General features: G+C 72.1%; 25 protein-coding genes and 1 riboswitch. Of the genes, 18 read left to right on the top strand and 7 right to left on the bottom strand.

All coding sequences use genetic code 11. The features are described 5' to 3' along the window. Positions 1–80 precede the first annotated feature (80 nt). The 5 genes from AB0K65_RS26335 to AB0K65_RS26315 all read left to right on the top strand — a co-directional run bounded on the left by AB0K65_RS26335 (position 81) and on the right by AB0K65_RS26315 (position 5,137). On the top strand, positions 81–446 hold the full coding sequence (locus AB0K65_RS26335; RefSeq protein ID WP_365720646.1) for a YraN family protein: 366 nt from the start codon (positions 81–83) through the stop codon (positions 444–446). Continuing rightward, positions 446–2,059 (top strand): YifB family Mg chelatase-like AAA ATPase, encoded by a 1,614-nt coding sequence (locus AB0K65_RS26330; protein ID WP_365720644.1) that lies wholly within the window; start codon positions 446–448, stop codon positions 2,057–2,059. Before AB0K65_RS26335 ends, AB0K65_RS26330 begins: the two co-directional genes overlap by 1 nt. Beyond that, positions 2,056–3,429 carry a DNA-processing protein DprA gene (gene dprA / locus AB0K65_RS26325; RefSeq protein ID WP_365720642.1) on the top strand — a complete coding sequence of 458 codons (1,374 nt, stop codon included), beginning with the start codon at positions 2,056–2,058 and terminating at the stop codon, positions 3,427–3,429. Before AB0K65_RS26330 ends, dprA begins: the two co-directional genes overlap by 4 nt. Before the next feature lie 260 nt (positions 3,430–3,689). Next, the gene (gene whiG, locus AB0K65_RS26320; RefSeq protein WP_365720640.1) at positions 3,690–4,526 is read left to right on the top strand and encodes an RNA polymerase sigma factor WhiG; all 837 of its coding nucleotides are present in this window, start codon (positions 3,690–3,692) and stop codon (positions 4,524–4,526) included. 53 nt (positions 4,527–4,579) lie between these two features. Further along, a complete protein-coding gene (locus AB0K65_RS26315; RefSeq protein WP_365720679.1) occupies positions 4,580–5,137 on the top strand; it encodes a helix-turn-helix domain-containing protein in 558 nt (185 codons plus the stop codon). A 53-nt stretch (positions 5,138–5,190) separates the two neighbouring features. Here AB0K65_RS26315 and AB0K65_RS26310 read toward each other — a convergent pair whose 3' ends face one another. Beyond that, entirely contained in the window at positions 5,191–5,655 is a 465-nt protein-coding gene (locus AB0K65_RS26310) for a M23 family metallopeptidase (protein ID WP_365720638.1), read from the bottom strand. Between the two features lie 256 nt (positions 5,656–5,911). Here AB0K65_RS26310 and rpsB point away from each other — a divergent pair, with 256 nt between their 5' ends. From rpsB to AB0K65_RS26285, 5 genes are all read left to right on the top strand, one after another. Further along, the gene (gene rpsB / locus AB0K65_RS26305; RefSeq protein WP_365720636.1) at positions 5,912–6,820 is read left to right on the top strand and encodes a 30S ribosomal protein S2; all 909 of its coding nucleotides are present in this window, start codon (positions 5,912–5,914) and stop codon (positions 6,818–6,820) included. Positions 6,821–6,942: 122 nt separating this feature from the next. Beyond that, positions 6,943–7,779, top strand: a complete 837-nt coding sequence (gene tsf, locus AB0K65_RS26300) for a translation elongation factor Ts (protein WP_365720634.1) — start codon at positions 6,943–6,945, stop codon at positions 7,777–7,779. A 158-nt stretch (positions 7,780–7,937) separates the two neighbouring features. Beyond that, positions 7,938–8,702 (top strand): UMP kinase, encoded by a 765-nt coding sequence (gene pyrH, locus AB0K65_RS26295; protein ID WP_365720633.1) that lies wholly within the window; start codon positions 7,938–7,940, stop codon positions 8,700–8,702. 89 nt (positions 8,703–8,791) lie between these two features. Beyond that, the gene (gene frr, locus AB0K65_RS26290) at positions 8,792–9,349 is read left to right on the top strand and encodes a ribosome recycling factor (RefSeq protein WP_361603651.1); all 558 of its coding nucleotides are present in this window, start codon (positions 8,792–8,794) and stop codon (positions 9,347–9,349) included. Beyond that, positions 9,349–10,434, top strand: a complete 1,086-nt coding sequence (locus AB0K65_RS26285) for a phosphatidate cytidylyltransferase (RefSeq protein ID WP_365720632.1) — start codon at positions 9,349–9,351, stop codon at positions 10,432–10,434. The genes frr and AB0K65_RS26285 overlap by 1 nt, the downstream gene beginning before the upstream one ends. 137 nt (positions 10,435–10,571) lie before the next feature. Here AB0K65_RS26285 and AB0K65_RS26280 read toward each other — a convergent pair whose 3' ends face one another. Both AB0K65_RS26280 and AB0K65_RS26275 read right to left on the bottom strand, forming a co-directional pair. Beyond that, positions 10,572–12,140: an NAD(P)/FAD-dependent oxidoreductase gene (locus AB0K65_RS26280; protein WP_365720630.1), complete on the bottom strand. Its 1,569-nt coding sequence runs from the start codon at positions 12,138–12,140 to the stop codon at positions 10,572–10,574. Positions 12,141–12,143: 3 nt separating this feature from the next. Then, a complete protein-coding gene (locus AB0K65_RS26275; protein WP_365720628.1) occupies positions 12,144–12,659 on the bottom strand; it encodes an SRPBCC family protein in 516 nt (171 codons plus the stop codon). A gap of 87 nt (positions 12,660–12,746) precedes the next feature. Between AB0K65_RS26275 and AB0K65_RS26270 the strand changes: the two genes are divergently transcribed. Continuing rightward, positions 12,747–13,649, top strand: a complete 903-nt coding sequence (locus tag AB0K65_RS26270; protein ID WP_365720626.1) for an SDR family oxidoreductase — start codon at positions 12,747–12,749, stop codon at positions 13,647–13,649. A gap of 70 nt (positions 13,650–13,719) precedes the next feature. Here the strand turns inward: AB0K65_RS26270 and AB0K65_RS26265 are convergent, their stop codons facing one another. After that, entirely contained in the window at positions 13,720–13,959 is a 240-nt protein-coding gene (locus AB0K65_RS26265) for a hypothetical protein (RefSeq protein WP_365720624.1), read from the bottom strand. A gap of 481 nt (positions 13,960–14,440) precedes the next feature. Between AB0K65_RS26265 and AB0K65_RS26260 the strand changes: the two genes are divergently transcribed. Beyond that, on the top strand, positions 14,441–15,634 hold the full coding sequence (locus AB0K65_RS26260; RefSeq protein WP_365720622.1) for a hypothetical protein: 1,194 nt from the start codon (positions 14,441–14,443) through the stop codon (positions 15,632–15,634). Positions 15,635–15,740: 106 nt separating this feature from the next. Here AB0K65_RS26260 and AB0K65_RS26255 read toward each other — a convergent pair whose 3' ends face one another. After that, positions 15,741–16,007, bottom strand: a complete 267-nt coding sequence (locus AB0K65_RS26255) for a hypothetical protein (RefSeq protein ID WP_365720620.1) — start codon at positions 16,005–16,007, stop codon at positions 15,741–15,743. 247 nt (positions 16,008–16,254) lie between these two features. Here AB0K65_RS26255 and rlmN point away from each other — a divergent pair, with 247 nt between their 5' ends. From rlmN to AB0K65_RS26230, 5 genes are all read left to right on the top strand, one after another. Beyond that, positions 16,255–17,361 carry a 23S rRNA (adenine(2503)-C(2))-methyltransferase RlmN gene (gene rlmN, locus AB0K65_RS26250; RefSeq protein ID WP_365720618.1) on the top strand — a complete coding sequence of 369 codons (1,107 nt, stop codon included), beginning with the start codon at positions 16,255–16,257 and terminating at the stop codon, positions 17,359–17,361. Between the two features lie 29 nt (positions 17,362–17,390). Then, a riboswitch (TPP riboswitch) is annotated at positions 17,391–17,498 on the top strand. 71 nt (positions 17,499–17,569) lie between these two features. Further along, complete coding sequence (locus AB0K65_RS26245) at positions 17,570–18,655, top strand: thiamine ABC transporter substrate-binding protein (protein ID WP_365720616.1); 1,086 nt, start codon at positions 17,570–17,572, stop codon at positions 18,653–18,655. Between the two features lie 74 nt (positions 18,656–18,729). Then, positions 18,730–20,343, top strand: a complete 1,614-nt coding sequence (locus tag AB0K65_RS26240; protein WP_365720677.1) for an iron ABC transporter permease — start codon at positions 18,730–18,732, stop codon at positions 20,341–20,343. Continuing rightward, positions 20,343–21,392, top strand: coding sequence for an ABC transporter ATP-binding protein (locus tag AB0K65_RS26235; protein WP_365720614.1), 1,050 nt, complete (start codon positions 20,343–20,345; stop codon positions 21,390–21,392). Before AB0K65_RS26240 ends, AB0K65_RS26235 begins: the two co-directional genes overlap by 1 nt. 176 nt (positions 21,393–21,568) lie before the next feature. After that, entirely contained in the window at positions 21,569–22,423 is an 855-nt protein-coding gene (locus AB0K65_RS26230) for an NAD(P)H-binding protein (protein ID WP_365720612.1), read from the top strand. A gap of 43 nt (positions 22,424–22,466) precedes the next feature. Here the strand turns inward: AB0K65_RS26230 and AB0K65_RS26225 are convergent, their stop codons facing one another. Together AB0K65_RS26225 and AB0K65_RS26220 are read right to left on the bottom strand one after the other, a co-directional pair. Then, on the bottom strand, positions 22,467–22,736 hold the full coding sequence (locus AB0K65_RS26225) for a transposase (protein ID WP_365720610.1): 270 nt from the start codon (positions 22,734–22,736) through the stop codon (positions 22,467–22,469). A 58-nt stretch (positions 22,737–22,794) separates the two neighbouring features. Further along, complete coding sequence (locus tag AB0K65_RS26220; RefSeq protein WP_365720608.1) at positions 22,795–23,739, bottom strand: hypothetical protein; 945 nt, start codon at positions 23,737–23,739, stop codon at positions 22,795–22,797. Positions 23,740–23,852: 113 nt separating this feature from the next. Between AB0K65_RS26220 and AB0K65_RS26215 the strand changes: the two genes are divergently transcribed. Next, complete coding sequence (locus tag AB0K65_RS26215; RefSeq protein ID WP_365720606.1) at positions 23,853–24,959, top strand: hypothetical protein; 1,107 nt, start codon at positions 23,853–23,855, stop codon at positions 24,957–24,959. Positions 24,960–25,040: the final 81 nt, after the last annotated feature.

The following is a 25,040-nucleotide window of genomic DNA, read 5'->3' as shown; positions in this document are numbered from 1 at the left end:
TGTCCACAGGCGACCGCCCCTCCCCAGCCCCCGGCACCCCGCGCCGCCGGCCGACACAGTCGGTGCCGGAGGTGGTACCGATGAACGCCACGAAAGCACTCGGACGGTACGGAGAGGAACTCGCCGTCCGCCGGCTCACCGAGACCGGCATGACCGTCCTCGCGAGGAACTGGCGCTGCGGACGCGCCGGAGAGATCGACATCGTCGCCCGCGACGGCGACACCGTCGTGATCTGCGAAGTGAAGACCCGCCGCGACGGCACCTACGAACACCCCATGGCCGCCGTCACCCCCGCCAAGGCCGACCGGCTCAAACGGCTCGCCGCCTGCTGGCTCGACCGCCACGGCACACCGCCACCCGACGGCGGCATCCGCATCGACCTCATCGGCGTCCTCCTGCCCCGCCGCGGCGCACCCCGCCTCACCCACGCACGAGGGGTGGCCTGATGGGATTCGCCCGCACCTGCTCCGTCGCCCTCGTCGGCGTCGAAGGCGTCGTCGTCGAGGTCCAGGCCGACCTCGAACCCGGAGTCGCCGCCTTCACCCTCGTCGGCCTCCCCGACAAGAGCCTCACCGAGAGCCGCGACCGCGTCCGGGCCGCCATCGTCAACTCCGACGCCGAATGGCCCCAGAAGAAACTCACCGTCGGACTCAGCCCCGCCTCCGTCCCCAAAGGAGGCAGCGGATTCGACCTGGCCGTCGCCGCCGCCGTCCTCGGCGCCGCCGAGCGGATCGACCCCCGCGTCATCGCCGACCTCGTCCTCATCGGAGAACTCGGCCTCGACGGACGCGTACGCCCCGTGCGCGGCGTCCTGCCCGCCGTCCTCGCCGCCGCCGACGCCGGCTACCGACACGTCGTCGTCCCCGAACAGACCGCCGGCGAAGCCGCACTCGTCCCCGGCGTCAGCGTCCTCGGCGTCCGCACCCTGCGCCAGCTCATCGCCATCCTCACCGACGAACCCGCCCCCGTGGAGGAACCCGCCGCGGAAGGCCGCCCCGACGCCATGCTCGCCGGACTCCTCGTCCCCGGAGCAGGCGTCGGCACCGGCCTCGCCGCCGACCCCGCCGACGGACCCGACCTCGCCGACGTCGCCGGACAGCACGGCGCCCGGCGAGCCCTCGAAGTCGCCGCCGCGGGCAGCCACCACCTGCTCCTCTCCGGCCCACCCGGAGCCGGCAAGACCATGCTCGCCGAACGGCTCCCCGGCATCCTCCCGCCCCTCACCCGCAAGGAATCCCTCGAAGTCACCGCCGTCCACTCCGTCGCCGGCATCCTCCCCCCGGGTGAACCCCTGGTCCGCCGCGCCCCCTACTGCGCCCCCCACCACTCCGCCACCATGCAATCCCTCGTCGGCGGCGGCAACGGACTCCCACGCCCCGGCGCCGTCTCCCTCGCCCACCGAGGCGTCCTCTTCCTCGACGAAGCACCCGAGTTCTCCGGAAAAGCCCTCGACGCACTCCGCCAGCCCCTCGAATCCGGACACGTCGTCGTCGCCCGCGCCGCAGGAGTCGTACGCCTCCCCGCCCGCTTCCTCCTCACCCTCGCCGCCAACCCCTGCCCTTGCGGACGGCACACCCTCCACGGCGCCGGATGCGAATGCCCCGCCTCCCTCATCCGCCGGTATCAGGCCCGTCTCTCCGGCCCCCTCCTCGACCGCGTCGACCTGCGCGTCCAAGCCGAACCCGTCACCCGCTCCGACCTCCTCGCCCAAGGCGGCCGAGGTGAACCCACCGCGGCCGTCGCCGACCGCGTCCGCGAAGCCCGCGACCGCGCCGCCACCCGCCTCGCCGACACCCCCTGGACCGTCAACAGCGACATCCCGGGCCACGAACTCCGCACCCGCTACACCCTCGCCCCCGGCGCCCTCGCCGCGGCCGAACGCGACATCGAACGCGGCATGCTCACCGCCCGCGGCCTCGATCGCGTCCTCCGCGTCGCCTGGACCGTGGCCGACCTCGCCGGACACGACCGGCCCGACGCCCACGACGTCGGCCTCGCCCTGGAACTGCGCACCGGCATCGCCCGAGGCGTACCCGTGGGAAGCGGAGACCGCTCATGACCCCCGACGACGAACGACTCGCCCGCGCCGCCCTCACCCGCATCGTCGAACCGGGCGACGAACACGCCGGCCGCTGGATCCGGCACTACGGAGCCATTGGCTTCCTCCGACGCCTCACCGGTCAGGACCACGGACACGGGCACCGTGACGAGCACGGCCAGGACCACCGGGACCAGGGCCCGGACCAGGCGCACCGCCAGGGACAGGACCAGGACCGGCTCTACCGCCATGGCCGGGGCCAGGACCAGGACTCAGGGCGGGGACCGGGGCCGGCGGTCGACACCGTCCTGAAGGGCCCCCCGACCGGCCCCCCGCCCCGGCCCCACGCCACCGACGCCCCACACCCCCGCGCCACCCCCTTCCCCGGAACCGGCGGCAAACGGGTCGACGGCTGGCGCCGCCGCGCCACCGACACCGCTCCACGACACGACCTCGACGCCATCGCACGCCACGGCGGACGCTTCGTCATCCCCGGCGACACCGAATGGCCCCGCCAACTCGACGACCTCGGCGACACCCGCCCCATCGGCCTCTGGCTCCGCGGCCCCGCCGACCTCCGCACCTGGGCCCTGCGCTCCGTCGCCCTCGTCGGCGCCCGCGCCTGCACCCCGTACGGCGCGCACATCGCCACCACCCTCGCCTCCGACCTCGCCGAACGCGGATGGGTCGTCGTCTCCGGAGCCGCCTTCGGCATCGACGGCGCCGCCCATCGCGGAGCGCTCGCCGTCCAGGGCGCCACCATCGCCGTCCTCGCCTGCGGCGTCGACGTCCCCTACCCCCGGGGCCACGCCGGCCTCCTGGGCCGCATCGCGGAACAAGGCCTCGTCATCGGCGAATTACCCCCCGGCAGCCACCCCACCCCCAGCCGCTTCATCCTGCGCAACCGCGTCATCGCCGCCCTCACCCGGGGCACCGTCGTGATCGAGGCCGAATACCGCAGCGGCTCCCTCGTCACCGCACGCCACGCCCAACGCCTCGGCCGTCACACCATGGGCATCCCCGGCCCCGCCACCAGCGGGCTCTCCGCCGGAGTCCACGAACTCCTGCGCGGCGAAGCCACCCTCGTCACCGACGCCGCCGAGGTCGTCGAACTCGTCGGCGACATGGGCCAGCTCGCCCCCACCCGACGCGGCCCCGTCCTCCCCAGAGACCTCCTCACCCCCGACGCGGCCCGCGTCCTCGACGCCCTCCCCGCCCGCCTCCCCCTCCCCCTGGCAGAGATCGCCGGACGAGCCGGCACCACCCCCGACGACACCCTCGCCCGGCTGTACGAACTCCACTCCCTGGGCCACGTCGAACGACGAGGAGACAACTGGCAGTTGACGAACAGGCCCGCCGAAGGGTCGAACGCGCGGCGAGGCGGTCCTTGACCTGGATCATTCGGGTGAAAAGGTGAGGCGGATGAACGAGGGAGTACGCCCGGCCGCCCCCCAGGGGCCGACACGCGCCACGACCCGGGTTCGAAGATGGGGCGCCCGGGTTCGAAGACGTGCCCGATCCCGCCCACCCGGACCGGCGCGAACCACCGATGTTCGCGCACCGCGACATCTCAGTCACGCTACGCTCACCAGGATTCGTTACCGGACACATTTCCCGACTCACCCCACAGCAGAACGGCTCAAGGCAACGCATGCCCCAGCACACCTCCGGGTCTGACCGCGCTGCGGTGCCCCCAGCAGCCCGGGGCACCGTGCGACCGCCCGCACCGACATCGCTCGACGAGCTGTGGCGGTCGTACAAGGACACGGGCGACGAGAGGCTGCGGGAGCAGCTGATCCTCCACTACTCCCCGCTCGTCAAGTACGTCGCCGGCCGCGTCAGCGTGGGGCTGCCGTCCAATGTGGAACAGGCCGACTTCGTCTCCTCCGGCGTCTTCGGCCTCATCGACGCCATCGAGAAGTTCGACGTCGAGAGGTCCATCAAGTTCGAGACGTACGCCATCACCCGCATCCGCGGCGCGATGATCGACGAGCTGCGCGCCCTGGACTGGATCCCCCGCTCCGTGCGCCAGAAGGCGCGCAACGTCGAGCGGGCCTACGCCACCCTCGAGGCGCAGCTGCGGCGCACCCCCTCCGAGAGCGAGGTCGCCGCCGAGATGGGCATCGCGCTGGAGGAACTGCACGCGGTTTTCAGCCAGTTGTCCCTGGCGAACGTCGTCGCGCTCGAAGAGCTGCTGCACGCCGGCGGCGAGGGCGGCGACCGGCTCTCGATCATGGACACGCTCGAGGACACCGCGGCCGACAACCCCGTCGAGGTCGCCGAGGACCGCGAGCTGCGCAGACTGCTGGCCCGGGCCATCAACACCCTCCCCGAGCGGGAGAAGACCGTCGTCACGCTCTACTACTACGAAGGCCTCACCCTCGCCGAGATCGGGCACGTCCTCGGCGTCACCGAGAGCCGCGTCAGCCAGATCCACACCAAATCCGTCCTCCAGCTGCGCGCCAAGCTGGCCGATGTGGGGCGCTGACGCCGCGGGGCCGGTCGTACAGTGGAGCCGTGCCAAGGATTCGAGCGGCCTCGGTGGCCGAGCACCGGACGATGCAGCGCGGCGCCCTGCTGGACGCCGCGCGTTCCCTGCTGTCCGAAGGCGGTACGGAAGCACTGACCTTCCCCGCCCTCGCCGAGCGCACGGGCCTCGCCCGCTCCTCGGTGTACGAGTACTTCCGCTCGCGCGCGGCCGTCGTCGAGGAGCTGTGCGCCGTCGACTTCCCCGTCTGGGCGGCCGAGGTCGAAGCGGCGATGGCCCAGGCGGGGACACCCGAGGGCAAGGTCGAGGCCTACGTCCGCACCCAGCTGGAGCTGGTGGGGGACCGCCGGCACCGGGCGGTCGTCGCGATCTCCGCCAGCGAGCTCGACGACGGCGCCCGCGAGAAGATCCGCGCCGCCCACGGCGGCCTCGTCGCCATGATCGTCGAAGCCCTCGCAGAGCTGGGTCAGGAGCAGCCCCGCCTCGGCGCGATGCTCCTCCAGGGCGTCGTCGACGCTGCCGTACGCCGGATCGAGCTCGGAGCGGCCGAGGAGCCGGACCGCATCGCGGAGGCGGCGGTCGCCATGGCACTGCGCGGCGTCGGGGGCTGACCCCCTCCCCCCTCCCTCCCCCCCCCGCCCCCTTCCCCTTCCTCCGGCGCGTCCTAGGGCACCCCGGTCACCGGGAGGAGCCGGCTGGGTCCCGGGCGGAGGAGGCGGAGGGGGTCGAGGTAGGTGTCTCCGCGCAGCAGGCCCCAGTGAAGGCAGGACCGCGGGCAGTGGGCCCGGGTGGCCGGGGCGGAGAGGGTGGCGACCGGCCGTCCGGGGGTGACGGGCGTGCCCACGGGCACGAGCGGGGTCACCGGTTCGTAGGTGGTGCGCAGGGGCGGGGTGCCCGTGGCCGGCAGGGTGATGGTCAGGACGCCGCGGCCGCCGACCGGGCCCGCGAAGGTGACCACGCCCGGGGCGGTCGCGTGGACCGTGGTGCCGGGGGCGGCCGCGAGGTCGAGGCCGCGGTGGCCGGGGGCGTACGGCCCGGCGGGCGGGTCCCAGCGGCGGAGGATCTCGGGAGGCGGCGGCCCCACGGGCCACGCCAGGGAGAGCGCGAGGAGCAGTGTCGTCAGGTGCATGGGTGTCACGCTCCCGCAGATCACCCGGCTGATGGGGGTGTGGGCGGGGGTCTGTGGACGACCGGCCGGTTGTGGACAGCGCCGTCACCCGGTGCCCCCCGGGTCCCGTACACTTCTTATGGCGATCCGGGTCACCGGGTCGACTTCGCACGCCCCGCCATCACCCTCACCGGTCGTGGCAGCGCCTTTTCGGTCCCTCGTGGCACGGCGCGTCGGGGCGTCAGGACATAACCGAGAAAACCAAGGAGATACGGCCATGGCCGTCGTCACGATGCGGGAGCTGCTGGAAAGCGGCGTCCACTTCGGTCACCAGACCCGTCGCTGGAACCCGAAGATGAAGCGCTTCATCTTCACCGAGCGCAACGGCATCTACATCATCGACCTGCTCCAGTCGCTGTCGTACATCGACCGCGCCTACGAGTTCGTCAAGGAGACCGTCGCGCACGGCGGCTCCATCATGTTCGTCGGTACGAAGAAGCAGGCCCAGGAGGCCATCGCCGAGCAGGCGACGCGTGTCGGCATGCCGTACGTCAACCAGCGTTGGCTCGGTGGCATGCTCACCAACTTCTCCACCGTCTACAAGCGTCTGCAGCGCCTCAAGGAGCTCGAGCAGATCGACTTCGAGGACGTCGCCGCCTCGGGTCTCACCAAGAAGGAGCTCCTGGTCCTCTCCCGCGAGAAGGCCAAGCTGGAGAAGACCCTCGGTGGTATCCGCGAGATGCAGAAGGTGCCGAGCGCCGTCTGGATCGTCGACACCAAGAAGGAGCACATCGCCGTCGGTGAGGCGCGCAAGCTCCACATCCCGGTCGTCGCGATCCTCGACACCAACTGCGACCCCGACGAGGTCGACTACAAGATCCCGGGCAACGACGACGCGATCCGCTCCGTCACCCTGCTCACCCGCGTGATCGCCGACGCCGTCGCCGAGGGCCTCATCGCCCGTTCCGGCGCCGCGACCGGCGACTCGAAGCCGGGCGAGAAGGCCGCGGGCGAGCCGCTCGCCGAGTGGGAGCGCGACCTCCTCGAGGGCGAGAAGAAGGCCGACGAGGCCGAGAAGCCGGCCGAGGCCGCCGCCGAGGCGCCCGCCGCTGAGGCCGAGACCCCCGCCGCCGAGGCTCCGGCCGACGAGGCCCCGGCCGCCGAGGCCGAGGCCGAGCAGGCCTGACCCAACGGCCCGACCTTCACGGGTCCGGTTGTTTCGGATATCGGATGGAGACGGCGGGGGCACTCGTGGCCCCCGCCGTCCACCCGTAGATCTTTCAGACTTCGAGAGAGAAACTCAGACTCATGGCGAACTACACCGCCGCTGACGTCAAGAAGCTCCGTGAGCTCACCGGCGCCGGCATGATGGACTGCAAGAAGGCGCTGGACGAGGCCGACGGCAACGTCGACAAGGCCGTCGAGGCGCTCCGTATCAAGGGCCAGAAGGGCGTCGCCAAGCGCGAGGGCCGTTCGGCCGAGAACGGCGCCGTGGTCTCCCTGATCGCCGACGACAACACCTCCGGTGTCCTCGTCGAGCTGAAGTGCGAGACGGACTTCGTCGCCAAGGGTGACAAGTTCCAGGCCGTCGCCGCCGCGCTCGCCGCGCACGTCGCCGCCACCTCCCCGGCCGACATCGAGGCGCTGCTCGCCTCCGAGATCGAGCCCGGCAAGACGGTTCAGGCGTACGTCGACGAGGCCAACGCCAACCTGGGCGAGAAGATCGTCCTGGACCGCTTCGCGCAGTTCTCCGACGGCTTCGTGTCGGCGTACATGCACCGCACCATGCCCGACCTGCCCCCGCAGATCGGTGTTCTCGTCGAGTTCGACAAGGAGAACGCCGAGATCGCCAAGGGTGTCGCGCAGCACATCGCCGCCTTCGCGCCGAAGTACCTCACCCGTGAGGACGTCCCGGCCGAGGTCGTCGAGACCGAGCGTCGCGTCGCCGAGGAGACCACCCGCGCCGAGGGCAAGCCCGAGGCCGCGCTCCCGAAGATCGTCGAGGGTCGCGTCAACGGCTTCTTCAAGGACGCCACGCTCCTTGGCCAGCCGTACGCGCTCGACAACAAGAAGTCCGTCCAGCAGGTCCTGGACGAGGCCGGCGTCACCCTGAAGCGCTTCTCGCGCATCAAGGTCGGCATCTGAGTCCGTACGCGACGGACGCCGGACCCCGGTAGGGTCTGAAGCAGTTGTCCGCGTTCGCGTAGGACGACCGCAGATCTGACGAGGAGGCCATTGCCGTAGGGGAAACCGCGAGGACCCACCGGCAATGGCCTTCGTCGTATGTGCACGAGGAGATCTCCATGAACCAGGGCGCCGCACAGGGCGACGACATCCACGGCAATAAGGCCGGACGCTTCATGTTGAAGCTGTCCGGTGAGGCATTCGCCGGCGGCGGCGCACTCGGCGTCGACCCCGACGTCGTGCACAAAATCGCGCGCGAGATCGCCGCCGTCGTCCGCGACGGCGCGGAGATCGCGGTCGTGATCGGCGGCGGGAACTTCTTCCGCGGCGCCGAGCTGCAGGTGCGCGGCATGGACCGGGCCCGCTCCGACTACATGGGCATGCTCGGCACGGTCATGAACTGCCTCGCCCTCCAGGACTTCCTGGAGAAGGAGGGCATCGACTCCCGCGTCCAGACCGCCATCACCATGGGTCAGGTCGCGGAGCCGTACATCCCGCTGCGGGCCGTGCGCCACCTGGAGAAGGGCCGCGTGGTCATCTTCGGCGCGGGCATGGGCATGCCGTACTTCTCCACCGACACCACGGCCGCCCAGCGTGCCCTGGAGATCGACGCCGAGGCCCTGCTCATGGGCAAGAACGGCGTGGACGGGGTCTACGACTCCGACCCGAAGACCAACCCCGACGCGGTCAAGTTCGACGCGCTGGAGTACGGCGAGGTGCTCTCGCGCGACCTGAAGGTCGCCGACGCCACCGCCATCACCTTGTGCCGTGACAACAACCTCCCGATCCTCGTCTTCGAACTGCTCGCGGAGGGCAATATCGCGCGCGCGGTCAAGGGTGAGAAGATCGGCACTCTCGTGAGCGACCAGGGCACCCGGGCCTGAATCCGGGTACCGCCCCGCGAGGGGATGGACAGAGCCCTGCCGGTCGTACACCGTGCAGGACAAGACGCGACGACACGCAGGAGCAACTGGTGATCGAAGAGACCCTCCTCGAGGCCGAGGAGAAGATGGAGAAGGCCGTCGTGGTCGCCAAGGAGGACTTCGCCGCGATCCGCACCGGCCGTGCGCACCCGGCGATGTTCAACAAGATCGTGGCGGACTACTACGGCGCCATCACGCCCATCAACCAGCTGGCGTCCTTCTCGGTGCCCGAGCCGCGCATGGCCGTGGTGACCCCGTTCGACAAGAGCGCGCTGCGCAACATCGAGCAGGCGATCCGCGACTCGGACCTCGGCGTCAACCCGAGCAACGACGGCAACATCATCCGGGTGGTGTTCCCCGAGCTCACCGAGGAGCGCCGCCGCGAGTACATCAAGGTCGCCAAGGGCAAGGCCGAGGACTCGAAGATCTCCATCCGCTCCGTCCGCCGCAAGGCCAAGGAGACCATCGACAAGCTGGTCAAGGACGGCGAGGTCGGCGAGGACGAGGGCCGGCGCGGCGAGAAGGAGCTCGACGACACCACCGCGAAGTACGTCACGCAGGTGGACGAGCTGCTCAAGCACAAGGAAGCCGAGCTCCTCGAGGTCTGATGAACGACTCTTCCTGGGGGGCCCCGGCCGCTTCCGGCTTCTGGGGGCCCGACCAGGGACCTGCCCCGGCGGGTCCCGCATACGATGGGGTGAGGGCGGCGCAGACTCGGCCCATGCCCATCGTTCCCGACGTCCCCGCCGGCGACCACCAGGACGATCACGATCGGGGGGCCGCTCCGCGGAGCGGTCCCCTGTTCCGTGACGAGACGCCGAACGAGCACCCGCAGGAGCCCATGTCCAGCCCGTCCCAGCCCGTCGGCCCGCAGAAGAAGAGTGCGGGGCGCGATCTGGGCGCGGCCATAGGGGTCGGGGTCGGCCTCGGCGCCGTCATCATCGCGTCGCTGTTCATCTGGAAGGCCGCGTTCGTCGGCGTCATAGCGGTCGCCGTGGTCGTGGGCCTGTGGGAGCTCACCTCCCGCCTCCAGGAGCGCAAGGGCATCAAGGCGCCGCTGGTGCCGCTGGCCGTCGGCGGCGCGGCGATGGTCGTGGCCGGGTACGTCCGTGGCGTCGAGGGGGCCTGGGTCGCGATGGCCCTGACGGCCCTCGCCGTGCTGGTGTGGCGGATGACAGAGCCCCCCGAGGGCTATCTGAAGGACGTCACGGCGGGCGTCTTCGCGGCGTTCTACGTCCCGTTCCTCGCGACGTTCGTGGCGCTCATGCTCACCGCCGACGACGGGCCGTGGCGCGTGCTCACGTTCCTGCTGCTGACCGTGGTCAGTGACACCGGGGCGTACGCGATCGGCTGGCGTTTCGGGAAGCACAAACTGGCACCGCGCATCAGCCCCGGAAAGACCCGCGAGGGTCTCCTCGGAGCGGTCGCCTTCGCGATGGCGGCGGGCGCGCTGTGCATGGAGTTCATGATCGACGACGGGACCTGGTGGCAGGGCCTGCTCATCGGTCTCGCCGTGGCGGCGAGCGCGACGCTCGGCGATCTCGGCGAGTCGATGATCAAGCGGGATCTGGGGATCAAGGACATGGGCACCCTGCTTCCCGGCCACGGCGGGATCATGGACCGGCTCGACTCGCTGCTCCCGACCGCTCCGGTGGTCTGGCTGCTGCTGGTGGTCTTCGTCGGTACGACCTGACCCGCGGCCGTCACCCCTCGTACGCAAGGGCTCGCCGTCTCCGGACGGCGAGCCCTTCGTCGTCGTCCGCCCCGAGGCGGCGGCCGGGGCACGGCTCGGGCCGGCGGTGTGGGGGCAGACGGCCGGGACGGCTCGGGTCAGCGGCGGCGGAGCAGACGGCCGCGCAGGGCGGCCCGCGCGGCGTTGGCGCCGGGTGCGCCGTGGACGCCGCCGCCCGGGTGTGCCGAGGCCGAGGCGAGGTACAGGCCCCTGACCGGTGTCTCGGGGCGGCCCGTGCCGGGCGTGGGACGGAAGACGAGCTGCTGGTGGAGCGAGGCCGTGCCGCCGTTGAGGGCGCCGCGGTGCAGGTTCGCGTCCATCGACTCCATCGTCGGCGGGGCCAGCACGCGCCGCGCGCGGATGCGGTCGCGGAAGCCGGGGGCGTAGCGCTCCACCTGTGCCTCCACGCGGTACGCCATCGCCTCCCGCTCCCGCGCGTCCCAGCGGCCGGTGATGCCGTCGGGTCCTGCGTCGCCACGGATGTGCTGGGGCAGGTGCGTGTACGCCCACGCCGACTCGGTCCCCGCCGGTGACCGTCCGGCGTCGGCCGTGGTCATCTGCCCGAAGAGGGCGAAGGGCTCCTCGGGGACGAGTCCCATGGCGATCTGCGCGGCGAACCGCGTCAGCCCGTCCACGCCGTCGGCGAGATGGACGGTCCCGGCCCCCGCCGCTCCCGGCGCCGTCCAGGGCACCGGGGCGTCGAGCGCCCAGTCGACCTTGAAGGTGGCGAAGTCCCACTGGAATCGCCGCAGGTCCCGCAGCAGCCGGTCGGGCAGGTGCGCCGGGTCGACCAGGCGGGTGTAGAGCGCCGGCGCCGACACGTCCGCGAGCACCGCCCGCCGCGCCGGGACCTCCTCCCCGGCCGCCGTACGGACCGCCACGGCCCTGCCCTCCCGTACGACGACGGAGGTGACCTGTTCCCCGCACCGCACCGCGCCGCCCCGGCTCGCCAGGCGGCGGACGAGGGCGGCGGTCAGCTCTCCGGCCCCGCCCACGGGCACCGGGAAGCCGTGGCACTGGCCGAGCATCGACATCAGCCAGCCGTACCCGCCGCTGCCCGCGGCCTCGGGGGCCAGATCGGCGTGGAGCGCGTTGCCCGCGAGGAGCAGGCGCCCCCCTTCGCCGCGGAACTCCTCCTCGCCCAGGCGGCGGACCGGCAGCGCGAGGTTCCTGGCCAGCCGCAGCACGGCCGGCGGGCTCATCCGGGTGGCGAGCCGCAGCGCCGGGCGCACCGGCGGGAACGGAGTGAACAGCGCCCGCAGGATGTCCCCGCCGAGGCGCTCCCACAGGGCGCACATGCCCTGCCAGGCCTCGCCGTCGCCGTCGGCGAACGCCTCGAGGCCCGCAGCCGTCCCGGCCGCGTCCCGGGCGAGCACCGCGCACCGGCCGTCGCGCAGCGGATGCGCCAGCACGTGGGGGGCGTGGCTCCACCGCAGCCCGTGGCGCGCCAGGTCGAGGCCGGCCAGGACGGGGGAGGCCGCGGCGAGCGGATAGAAGGAGCTGAAGAGGTCGTTGACGTAGTCGGGGTGGACGCCGCGGTCGCTGCGCACCGCGCCGCCCGGTTCGGGCTGCTCCTCCAGTACCTCCACGCTCCAGCCGGCGTCCGCGAGGAGGTTGGCGGCGACGAGTCCGTTGGGGCCGGCTCCGATCACCACGGCGTCCGGCACCGGTCACACCGCCCTGGGCCGGGCACCGCCCCGTGCATGGCCCCCGCCCGTGGCCCCCGTAGCGCCCGCTGCCGTACCCGCCGTTTCCGTGTCGCCTTCGACGGTCCTGGCCAGCCGGGCGAGCATGTCCCGGTGGCGCAGCTGGATCACCGCGTCCGAGAGGGTGTTGTGCCAGCGTCCGCCCAGGCCGCGCAGCGGGTGCTCGTCGCAGACGACCAGGCTCTCCTCGCCCCAGGGCCGGACCTCCAGGGCGATCCGCGCCGTCCCGAGGGCGCCGGCGACGGCCTCCAGTTCCAGGATCTTTCCGGGCTCGCAGCGGCGTACGACGGTCTCCCCGTCGCCGGACCAGGGCCCGATCCGGACCGTGTACCGCAGGCGCGACCCCACCTGGGGCCAGTCCCCGTCCAGGGCGTCCGAGTCCGAGGTCCCCACCACCCAGTCGCCGTAGCGCTCGGGATCGGCGAGGACCGCCCAGACGGCCTCGGGGCTCCGGCGGATCAACTGGTGTCGTACGGCCATGGGGTCCTCCGTGTGCGAGATCGGTCCTCCCGGCGTGCGGGTTCCCCGTCGCGCGCGGGACATCCCCCCCGTGCCTACGGTGGGCCCATGGGCGAGGTCTCACCACTGCAGGGCCGAACGGCGGTCGTCACGGGCGCGGCGCGCGGCGTGGGGGAGCGGGTGGCGCTGGCGCTGGCGCGGCGGGGGGCGCGGGTCGCGCTCCTGGGGCACGAGGAGGGGCGACTCGCCGAGGTGGCCGTCCGCTGCCGGGAGTCCGGTGGGACGGCCCTCCCCTGGCCGGTCGATGTGACCGACGACGCGCGGATGGCGGACGTGGCCCGGGAGGTCGGACGGCGGATGGGGCCCGCGTCGGTCGTCGTCGCCAACGCCGGGATCGCGGCCGGAGGGCCGTTCGAGCGGACCGCCCCGGACACCTGGCGCCGGATCGTCGAGGTCAACCTCGTCGGCAGCGCCGTGACCGCGCGGGCCTTCCTGCCCGCGCTCCTCACGACCCGGGGCTACTACCTCCAGGTCTCCTCGCTCGCGGCCCTGGCGCCGGTGCCGATGATGACGGCGTACGGGGCGTCGAAGGCAGGCGCCGAGGCGTTCGCGTCGGGGCTCCGCGCGGAGGTGGCCCACCGTGGTGTGGCGGTGGGCCTGGCCCGGCTCAGCTGGTACGACACCGACCTGATCCGGGCGTCCGACGACCACCGCGTGATGCGCGAGCTACGGCGCCGGCTGCCGTGGCCCGCCGACCGCGTGCACCGCGACGACCGGGTCGGCGAACTCCTGGTCCGGGGCATCGAGCGCCGGGGCGCCGTCCTGCACCTCCAGCCCTGGCTGCGTCTGGTCCCCGCCCTCGGTCCGCTGCTGCCCGCCCTGGTCACCCTCGGCGCGCGGCGCGCCCTGTCCCGCCTCGACGAGGCCGGCACGGACCTCGCCCCCACCGGTCTGCTCGGCCCGGGGGGAAAGGCGGACGGGACCGCGGGGGACGGGAACGCAGGGGGCTGAGGCGACGGGGGGTGTCCGGCGGGTGCGGTCTTGAGGGCGCCCCCGGCCGACGGCGTCGCGCCGGCCGCGGTCATGCCGCGCCGCGCACCCGCTCCCGTTCGGCCCTGACCAGATCCAGCAACTCGGCGCGGCCCGCCGTGGGGCGGGGGTGCTTCCAGTAGGGGTGGAAGTACACCTCCGCCGACAGCCGCAGCAGCCGGCGGCGCAACACGGTGGGGCGGGGCGCGCCGGCGCCGGCGAGCTCCTCGTAGGTCTCGGACCAGGATCGCTGGGCGGTGACGAGGTCGTGGGGGAAGGGATGGTGCCTCATGGTTTCGATTAGATCACCTGTTCGAATAATCGCGCATGTCGCCCCGCCCGGCCGTGGACCTGCCCCTCTCGGCGGAGCGGTGGTCGTGATGGTCCGTGACGCTCGGTGACGAACTCGATGGGGGCGCTCCGGGCGCGGCGGCCGTCGCGGCGGCCTCGCCCGGGGGGTGGCGGGTGACGGTCCGTCACCGGTGTCCGGGCCCCCTGTTGAAGGCTGAAGCAACTGCCCTGGCGGGAGGGCCGAGTTGCGAGACGCTTCCAGGGGGCGAAGACTCGTACGTGGAATGCCAGTGCACCGTTGAGCCATGCGGCTCCGGTGGTTTCGGGCCCGCCCGAGGGTCAAGCCCACAAAGGCAGAGCAATACACCACGAGCGCATCTGGAATCGTCATGGCCAAAACTGCCCGGCGAAGGATCTCCCGCACTGTCGGCGCCTCTTGTCTGGCTGCCGCGCTGGCGGTGCCCGTAGGCATGGGCACCGCGGTGGCAGCGGTACCCGACGCCTCCTCGCACGCCTCGGCGACCGGACTTCTCGATCCCCCGGACCCGCCGCCCCAGCAGGAGGAGGAGCAACAGCCCGAGCAGCAGCCGGAGGAACAGCAGCCGGAGCAGCAGCCGGAGGAGCAGCAGCCCGAGCAGCAGCCGGAGGAGCAGCAGCCCGAGCAGCAGCCCGAGGAGCAGCAGCAGCCGGAAGAACAGCCACCGGAGGAGCAGCAGCAACAGCAGGACGGCCAGCCGAAGTTCGTGACGCCTCAGCAGCAGCAAGAGGTGAAGGGTCAGGCCGCGAAGGCGCCGGAGCAGGTGAAGGCCGAGCTGAACGCGGTGCTGGCCGAGGCGCTGAAGGTGATCAACAGTCCGACGGCGTCGGCATTGGACAAGGCGATCTACGGCGACATCGTCGCGGACATCAGCAAGACGCTGAACGCCATCGACAACCCGAACACCACGGCCGAGGACAAGGCCACGTACACGAAGTTCCTGCAGGGGATCACCGGAGCCCTGAAGATCGCCCAGGACCCGACCAAGTCGGCGAACGAGCGTGCCGCCTACAGGGACGTCGCCGATGACCTCGCCTACTTCGTGACGCGGCTCCAGGACCCCAACACGTCGGCGGCGGACAAGGCGTACTACAAGGCCAACGTGGAGCTGCTCAGCGACGCGATGATCGCCCTGTCCCAGCCTAAGGGCCCGGCGAAGCCTCCCGAGGAGAAGAAGAAGATCGAGACGGGAGTGAAGAAGACCCTGGGCGGTCTGAAGGCGGCCGCGAGCCCGAAGACGAAGCCGAAGGACCCGAAGGATCAGCAGAAGATCCAGCAGGTCCTGGAGACCAACGCCCAGGCGTTGGTGACGGTCCAGAACCCGGACGCGTCGGACGATGAGCGAAACGCCGCCCAGGCGACGGTCGACCAGCTCGACGGCGCCACCCAGAATTCCCAGTACAAGGAGTTCCTGGAGGCGGTCAAGAGCCTCGGTGCGCCCACCGGTTGCGTCAACGCGATCGAGAGCCGCACGAGCGAGGCCGGCTGGCCGGACGGATCGCTGTGGGGCCTGTCGGACCCGTCGTGCGCCGACACGGTGACCAAGGGCGCCAGCGAGGGCGGCAAGTGGGGTCCGGTGTTCGAGTGCGTGTCGAGCAAGCCGTTCTCCGAGTGCGTGAACGCCATTCCCAAGGAGTAGAGCCCCGGCCGCGCCGGTACGCATGAGCCGGCAGGCGGAGAGAGGCCCCCGCGTCGGAAGCGGGGGCCCTCTCGTGCTCCGACCGGCCCCGATGCCGCCTTGGAACTCAGCTCCCGATGCTCTGCTCGGCCGCGTTGCCGCTGATCGTCGTCCGGGTTCCGGAGTCGCCGCCGGGGGACCGGAGGTCCCGGCCCGGGCCATCGGCGTGCCGGGAGGACGAGCCCTCCTCACCGCCGGCGGATCCGGCGATGCCCAGGAGGTCGACGAGCCCGGCCCCTCCCGAAGCGTCGGCCGTGGCGTGGGGGGCCGCGGACAGGGCGAGAGCGGCCCCGGCGAGGGCGGCGGCGGCGCGTACGCGCGTGGTGTTCTTCACGCCGGGCGAACGACGTCCGACGGGGTGGGGTCACGCGCGGGCCTGGCAGGCGCCGCCACCTGGGCCGGGTGTCCCGAGCCGCGCACCGGCCGGTACGGGGCCGGGGACGGCCCACGGAGGCCCACGGCGGCAAGGGCGGCCCGCACCCGGCCCACGGCGGCCCACGGCGGCAAGGCGGCCCGAGACGGGCCGAGGCGGTCCTGGGCGCCCCGGGCCACCAGCGCGCGTCTGCGACACTGGTAGCACCATGCCCAAGCCCGGAGAACTCACTTTCGTCGCCCCCCGCGGAGCCAAGAAGCCGCCGCGGCACCTCGCCGACCTCACGCCCGCCGAGCGCAAGGAGGCCGTCGCCGCGATCGGCGAGAAGCCGTTCCGCGCCAAGCAGCTGTCCACGCACTACTTCGCGCGGTACGCCCACGACCCCGCCGAGTGGACCGACATCCCCGCCGCCTCCCGCGAGAAGCTGCAGGGCGAGCTGCTGCCCGATCTGATGTCCGTCGTCCGGCACATCTCGTGCGACGACGACACCACCCGCAAGACCCTGTGGCGGCTGCACGACGGCACGCTCGTCGAGTCCGTGCTCATGCGGTACCCCGACCGCGTCACGATGTGCATCTCCTCGCAGGCCGGCTGCGGCATGAACTGTCCGTTCTGCGCCACCGGGCAGGCCGGGCTCGACCGGAACCTGTCGACCGCCGAGATCGTGCACCAGATCGTCGACGGCATGCGGGCCCTGCGCGACGGGGAGGTCCCCGGAGGCCCCGCGCGGCTCAGCAACATCGTCTTCATGGGCATGGGCGAGCCGCTCGCGAACTACAAGCGGGTGGTCGGGGCGATCCGGCGGCTGACCGACCCCGAGCCGGACGGCCTCGGGCTCTCCCAGCGCGGCATCACCGTCTCCACCGTCGGCCTCGTGCCCGCCATGCTGCGCTTCGCCGACGAGGGCTTCAAGTGCCGGCTCGCCGTCTCCCTGCACGCCCCCGACGACGAGCTGCGCGACACCCTCGTGCCCGTCAACACGCGCTGGAAGGTCCGCGAGGTCCTCGACGCCGCCTGGGAGTACGCGGAGAAGTCCGGCCGCCGGATCTCCATCGAGTACGCCCTCATCCGGGACATCAACGACCAGGCATGGCGGGGTGACCTGCTCGGACGGCTCCTCAAGGGCAAGCGCGTCCATGTCAACCTGATCCCGCTCAACCCCACACCCGGATCCAAGTGGACCGCCTCGCGTCCCGAGGACGAGAAGGCGTTCGTCGAGGCCATCGCCTCGCACGGCGTGCCGGTGACCGTCCGCGACACCCGCGGGCAGGAGATCGACGGTGCCTGTGGACAGCTCGCGGCCTCGGAGCGCTGACCTTGTAGTCTGAGGTCGAACACATCTCCATATTCCGACAGGGGAGCGCCACAGCGCTGAGAGTGCGGTCACCGGACCGCAGACCCTCTGAACCTCGCCCAGGTCATTCTGGGTAGGAAGTTCGGTCGTTACTCGAGCTGTTGCGCCCTGCCCACCCTCGGGTGGGCAGGGCCGCGTCTCTTCCTGGTCATACCCAGGAGGAATTCCAGTGAGCACCAAGAAGACGGTGGCCGCCGCGCTCGTCGGCGCGCTCGGCGTCACCACCCTCGCCGCGTGCGGCGGCGGCGCGAGCGACAAGGGCGACGCCGCGCGCGCCCCGAAGACCGTGACCCTCGTCGGCCACGACTCCTTCAACGCCTCCAAGGAGGTGCTGGCGGAGTTCACCCGGCAGACCGGCCTCACGGTCAAGGTCCTCAAGAGCGGCGACGCCGGCGAGGCCGTCAACAAGGAGATCCTGACCAAGGGCTCCCCCCAGGGCGACGTCTTCTTCGGCGTCGACAACACCCTCCTGTCCCGCGCGCTCGACAACGGCATCTTCGTGCCGTACGAGGCGAAGGGCCTGGACCGGGTCGCCCCCGAGGCCAGGGTCGACAAGGAGAACCGGGTCACCCCGATCGACTCCGGCGACATCTGCGTCAACTACGACAAGAAGTACTTCGCGGACAAGAGGCTCACGCCCCCGCAGAGTTTCGACGACCTGGCGAAGCCCGCGTACAAGGACCTGCTCGTCGTGGAGAACCCCGAGCGGTCCTCCCCGGGCCTCGGCTTCCTCCTCGGCACCGCAGCCCGTTACGGCGACGCGGGCTGGCAGGACTACTGGAAGAAGCTCAAGGCCAACGGCGTGAAGACCGTCGACAGCTGGGAGCTCGCCTACAACCAGGAGTTCTCCGGATCCGCGGGCGGCAGGAAGGCCAAGGGCGACCGGCCGCTGGTCGTGTCGTACGCCTCCAGCCCGCCGGTCGAGGTGCTCTACTCCGAGCCGCAGCCGGCGACCGCCCCCACCGGCGTCTCCACCGGCACCTGCTTCCGGCAGACCGAGTTCGCGGGCCTCCTGAACGGGGCGAAGAACCCCGAGGGCGGCAAGAAGCTCATCGACTTCCTGATCTCCAAGAAGTTCCAGGACGACGTGCCGCTCCAGATGTTCGTCAACCCGGTGGCCAAGGACGCCACCCTGCCCGCGCTCTTCACCCGGCACGGTGTGGTGATCGACAAGCCGCACACCATGGCGCCCGAGAAGATCGCCGAGAACCGTGACCAGTGGATCCAGCAGTGGTCGTCACTCGTCCTGAAGTAGAGCCCGCCGAGGACGTGCCCGCTCGGGGCAAGCCCGCCCGGGCGGCGCGCGGGAGCGCGGCGCGGCTCGGCCTGATGGCCGTGCCCGTCGCCTTCTTCGCGCTCTTCTTCGCCTGGCCCGTCGCCTCGATCGTCGAGCGCGGAATCCGGGTGGACGGGTCGTGGCAGTTCGGCCGGTTCGGCGAGACATTGAGCCGGCCGGAGATCCTCGACGTCCTCTGGTTCACGCTGTGGCAGGCGCTCGCCTCCACCGCGCTGACCCTGCTGATCGCCCTGCCCGGCGCGTACGTCTTCGCCCGCTTCGACTTCCCCGGCAAGGCGCTGTTGCGCGCCCTCGTCACCGTGCCCTTCGTGCTGCCCACCGTCATCGTCGGCACGGCCTTCCTGGCCCTCGTCGGGCGCGGCGGGCTCCTCGACGAACAGTGGGGCGTCCGCCTCGACACCACCGTCTGGGCGATCCTCCTCGCGCACGTCTTCTTCAACTACGCCGTCGTCGTCCGGACCGTCGGCGGACTGTGGTCCCAGCTCGACCCGCGCCAGGAGGAGGCCGCCCGGGTCCTCGGCGCCTCCCGCTGGACCGCCTGGCGGACCGTGACCCTGCCCGCCCTCGGCCCCGCCGTCGCCGCGGCCGCGCTGATGGTGTTCCTCTTCACCGCGGGCTCCTTCGCCATCGTCCAGATCCTCGGCGGGCCGGCGTACTCCACCCTGGAGACCGAGATCTACAGGCAGACGGTCGACCGCTTCGACCTGTCGACGGCCGCCGTCCTCACGCTGACGCAGTTCGTCGCCGTCGGTGCGGTCCTCGCCTTCCACGCCCGGACGGTACGGCGCCGCGAGACGGCCCTGCGGCTCGTCCCGCCCGAGCGGACCGCGCACCGGCCGGAGGGCGCCGGCCAGTGGACGCTGCTCGGCGGCGTGCTGCTGTCGGTCGCGTTGCTGATCGTGCTGCCGCTGGGCGTGCTGGTCGAGCGCTCCCTCGACACCCCACGCGGGTACCGATTCGACTATTACCGCGCCCTGTGGAGCGTGGACGCCTCCGGCACCTTCCTCGTCCCGCTGGCCGACACCATCGGCAACTCCCTGCGGTACGCCCTCGTCGCCACCGTCATCGCCGTCGCCGTCGGAGGGCTCGCCGCGGCCGCCCTCACCCGGCGGGCCGGGCGGTTCGTGCGCGGCTTCGACGCGCTGCTCATGCTGCCGCTGGGAGTCTCCGCCGTCACCGTCGGCTTCGGATTCCTGATCGCCCTGGACGAACCACCGCTCGACCTGCGGGCGAGCTGGATCCTCGTACCGCTCGCGCAGGCACTGGTCGGCGTGCCGTTCGTCGTGCGCACGATGCTGCCCGTCCTGCGGGCGGTCGACGAACGGCTGCGGGAGGCGGCGGCCGTCCTCGGCGCCTCGCCGCTGAGGGCCTGGCGCGAGGTCGACCTGCCGCTCGTGTGGCGGGCGCTGCTCATCGCGGCCGGGTTCGCCTTCGCCGTCTCGCTCGGCGAGTTCGGCGCGACGGTCTTCATCGCCCGGCCCGACAACCCGACGCTGCCGGTCGCCGTCGCGCGACTGCTCGCCCGGCCCGGCGAACTCAACTACGGCCAGGCCATGGCCCTTTCGACGATTCTGATGGTGGTGTGCGCGGTGGCCCTGCTGCTGCTCGAACGGCTGCGCACCGACCGGACATCCGGGGAGTTCTGATGCTGACGCTCGAGGACGCGACCGTACGGTTCGGGCGGCGCGCCGTGCTCGACTCGGTGGACCTGGAGGTCGCCGAGCACGAGATCGTCTGCGTCCTGGGGCCGAGCGGCAGCGGAAAGTCCACGCTGCTGCGGGCCGTCGCCGGTCTCCAGGCGCTGGACGGCGGGCGGGTGCTGCTCGGTGGAGCCGACCAGGCCGGGATCCCGGTCCACCGGCGGGGCGTGGGCCTGATGTTCCAGGACCACCAGCTCTTCCCGCAGCGGGATGTGGCCGGCAACGTCTCCTTCGGCCTGCGGATGCACGGCGTCGGCCGGGCCGAACAGGCCGTACGGGCGACGGAGCTGCTGGAGCTGGTGGGCCTGCCCGGAGCGGGCCGGCGGGCCGTCGCCTCCCTCTCCGGCGGCGAGCAGCAGCGTGTCGCGCTGGCCCGGGCGCTCGCCCCCCGCCCCCGGCTGCTGATGCTGGACGAGCCGCTCGGGCAGCTCGACCGCGGGCTGCGGGAGCGGCTCGTGGTCGAACTGCGCCGGCTGTTCGGACGGTTGGGTACGACGGTGCTCGCCGTCACCCACGACCAGGGCGAGGCGTTCGCGCTCGCCGACCGGGTGGTGGTCATGCGGGACGGCCGGATCGCCCAGTCCGGTACACCGCTGGAGGTGTGGCAGCGGCCGGCCTCGGAGTTCGTGGCCCGCTTCCTCGGCTTCGACAACGTGGTGGCCGCCATGGTGAGCGGGGGCGCGGCCGACACCGTGTGGGGGAAGGTCCCCGTGCCCGAGGGGACTCCCGAGGGAGCGGTGAGGATCCTCGTCCGCCCGGCCGGCGTGCGCCTCGGCGCCCCGGCGGACGGCCTGCCCTGCGTGGTCGAGGGCCGCACCTTCCGCGGCAGCCGTGTCGCCGTCCTGCTGCGGCCGGCCGACGGCCCGGTCCTGGAGGCCGAGTGCCCGCTCCGCGACGTTCCGGAGGAGGGGGCGAGGGTCGGGGTGACGTTCACGCCGTCGGAAGTGGTCGCGCTCGCCGGGGAGTGTCCGGGCCGCACTGGTGGTCACCTGTGAGGCACGCGGATAGTCGGTCCTCCCGGCCCTCGAGAGGCGTCGGGTGAAGTCCTTGGCATGGCGGACCGAACTCTGCGCAGTGGCGCGAGACCGGATGTAGGACATGAACCGTCCTGGACGCACCCTAGATTGGCTCTTCGACAGGAAAGCCCGCGAATTCCGTGGAGAGGGGCCTCATGACGATTCTGGTGACCGGCGGGACGGGGACCATGGGCCGTCACATCGTGAAGCGATTGCTCCGCACGGGCCGGACGGTCCGCGTGCTGACCCGAGACGCCGACGCCGTCCAACTGCCGCGGGAGGTGGAAGTGGTGGAAGGCGACCTGACCCAGCCGACGTCACTGGCTACAGCGCTGGACGGCGCCGGCGCCGTTCACCTGCTCAGTGCCACCGGGGCGGACCATACACCGCTGCGGACCGGAGTCGAGATCCTGGCGATGGCATCCGATGCGGGTGTGCGCCGCATGACCGTCCTGTCGCCCGGCACCGGGCAGGAGCTGGACGACGCGGTGCGTGGCAGTGACCTGGAGTGGACGTTCCTCTGGCCGATCGACCTCATGGCAAACACCTTGGGGTGGGCCGACGGCATCCGAGCCGAAGGGCGGGTTTGCGAGCCGTACGGGGATCGGCGCACCGCTTCAGTGCACGAGGAGGACGTCGCCGACGTCGTCTGTGCCATCCTGACCGACGGCGGGCATGCCGGTCGCAGCTACGTCCTGACCGGGCCCCAGCCACTTACCCCGGCCGACAAGGTCGCCTCCCTCGCGGTGGCAACCGGCCGCGAGATTCACTTCACGCACCTGACGGACGACCAGGCGCGCGCGAGGTGGCGGGCCGAGGGGTGGCCGGAGGAGGGCATCGATTTCATGCTGCGCATGTGGGCGACGGTGCCCGACACAGTGGCCGAGGTGACATCTTCGGTGGAGCGCGTCACAGGCTGCCCTCCCAGGTCCTTCGCTCAGTGGGCCACCGCACACGCCGAAGCATTTCTTTCCACGGGATCCGAAGCCGATACGGGGGGAGCCGGATAGGCCGGCACCGAAATCGAGCCGAAGCAGCCTGCTCCTCATCGCATCAGACCGCGCGTGATGCGCGACGGGGGCGGCGGGGGATCCGCTGCCAGATGCCGTTCCGCCGGCACCGGCGAACAGGTCGCAGACCCGGTTCCACGGTCCGTACTCGACCGGGACGTTCCCGGCACGGAACTCCGGTCCGCGCCCGGATCCGTATGCCGCCGATCAACTGTCGCCGAGCCCGGACCGGCGGCCGCCCCGACCCGGGACGCTCCGCCAACAGCGGCGCCGGCACCGCCCACTGCTCGTCCGTGAGATCTCCCCGACCCATGATCCGACCCATGAACCGTGATCATTCACAGGCCCGAGATCCACTTTCGATACACGACCTAGCCGAGGCGTACCGGTTCGGGGGCGTCCTCGCGTGCGGCGGGCTCCGCGCCCGGGGTGCCGCCCGGGGCGTCCCCCGGTCCGTCCTCCGGAGCGCCGAACCACGCCACGGCCACCGCGCCCGCGACCGCGAGGAGGAAGCCGGCCACGGCGAGCCAGGCGAAGCCGGGGCGCGAGGCGTCGCCGAGCCACCAGACGCCGATCATGCCGGGGAGCACGGTCTCGCCCACGACGAGGGCCGCCGTCGCCCCGTTCACCGAGCCGATCTGCAGCGCGACGGTGTGCAGGTACATGCCGCCGACGCCGGCCACCAGGATCGCGTAGAGGACCGGGTCCGCGAGCAGTACACCCAGGTCGAAGGGGTCGACGCCGTTCAGGACCCGGACGCCGACACCGAGCGCGCCGAACCCAAGACCGGACAGCAGGCCCGCCAGGATCGCGGCGCGCGCTCCGAGCAGCCGTACGACGACCGTGCCGCCCACCATCAGGAGCAGCGCGATCGCCAGCAGCCACCAGTGGGTGGAGACCGGCGTGTGGCCGCTGCCCTCGGGGCCCGCCGCGCTCGCCAGCAGCACCAGGGCCGAGCAGACCACGCCGATCGAGGTCCACTCCGCGCGGGTCAGACGGATCCCGAGCAGCCGGACGCTCAGTACGGCCGTGATGACGAGATTGGCGCTGATCACCGTCTGGGACAGGAACAGCGGCAGCATCCGGGCGGCCAGCGCCCCGAGCCCGAAGCCGACGAAGTCCAGGATCGTGCCGACGACGAACTCCCAGGTCATCGCAGCTTTCGCGGTGGACGACAGGCTCGGCCCGCCGTGCTCGGTGACCTGCCCGGCCGCCGCCTCACGGCGGGCGGACTTGCGGGAGCCGACGGCCTGGAGCACCGAGCCCGTGCCGTAACAGATCGAGGCGGCGACGGCGGTCAGCAGTCCTATGAGCACGGGAGGCTCCGTTCGGTTCCTGGGGATTCGTTCCGTCTGCCAGACGACGATTCGGCCCCCGAAGTTGCCTCTCCCGCCCATCGGCGTTGATCAACTGCCCTACGCTGCTGCGGATGAGCGGAATAGACGTGGGCAACGGAGTGGTCGGCGCCGTCCTGGGGCTGGTGTTCGCCACCCTGTTCCAGCAGTGGACCCAGGACGTGTGGTTCCGGATCAGACGACGCTCGGCGGGCGTGGTCCGCAGCCTCACCTTCCGGGCCGGTGCCGGGCCGGCCTGGTCCACCTTCTCCCTCGGCCCGCTGCACACCTCCGCGCTCATCGTCGAAGGCGACGGCGACCGCGCCATCGCCGCCGAGTCGATCCACGTCCAGGTGCTCGACGGCGAGGTCGCCCTGCCGGACGACATGGCGGGCTGGCACGCGGAGATCGTGGCCGAGGAGGCCCGTGCCCGGTCGGAGGGCGACCGGGCGCCGGTCTGGAACGGCCCCCGCTACGCGGTGGAGAGCCTGGAGGTGTCGAGGACCGCCCTCGACGAACAGTCGGAGGTCCATCTGCGGCTGCGGCCGACCGACTACTACACCTTCCTCGCCGCCCAGCAACTGGACCGGCGCCTCCCGGACGGCTCCACGCCCCGTACCCGCTACCTCGACCCCGAACAGCCGCTCACCGCGCCCGCGTTCCTCCAGTGCAGCTTCGCCGTCAACGTCGCCGTGGTGACCTCCGACCACCTGCTCGTCGTGAGCCGCCGCAGCAACCGGGTCCGCATGGCCCCGGGCGTGTGGAACTCCTCCGTGAACGAAGGGCTCTCCCGGCACATCGACTCCTCCGGCCGCAACGCCCCCGACCTGCACGCGGTCGCCCGGCGCGGCATGCGGGAGGAGATGGCCCTGGAGCCGAACGAGTACACGCTCTCCCTGCTGGCCTTCGTCCTCGATGTCCACAAGCGTCACTGGAGCGCGCACTTCTACGCCCGGCTCACCGACATGACGGGCGACCGGCTGCGGGAACGGATGGGCAGGGGAGTCGCCGACCGCTGGGAGCACGACAGCATCGAGTACGTGCCCTTCCGCTCGGCCGACGTCGCCCGCTACCTCCTGCGGCCGGACCGGATCCACCGCTGGGCGCCGCTCGCACCCGCCCTCTTCCACCTCGCGCTCGTGCACGTGCACGGCAGGGCCTCGGTGGAGCGGGCGGAGGCGCAGGCGGTCCGCAGGCTGTAGCCGGAGCCGAAACCCGGGAACCGCGGGCGCCGGCGGCCCCCGGACCGCCGAAACCCCGGCACCGCCGGAATCCCGGAACCA

Origin of the sequence: Streptomyces sp. NPDC053755, assembly GCF_040677675.1 — a bacterium.
Lineage (GTDB): Bacteria > Actinomycetota > Actinomycetes > Streptomycetales > Streptomycetaceae > Streptomyces.
Note: the sequence above shows the minus strand (reverse complement) of the source record. Positions and strands in the feature narration are given on the sequence as shown.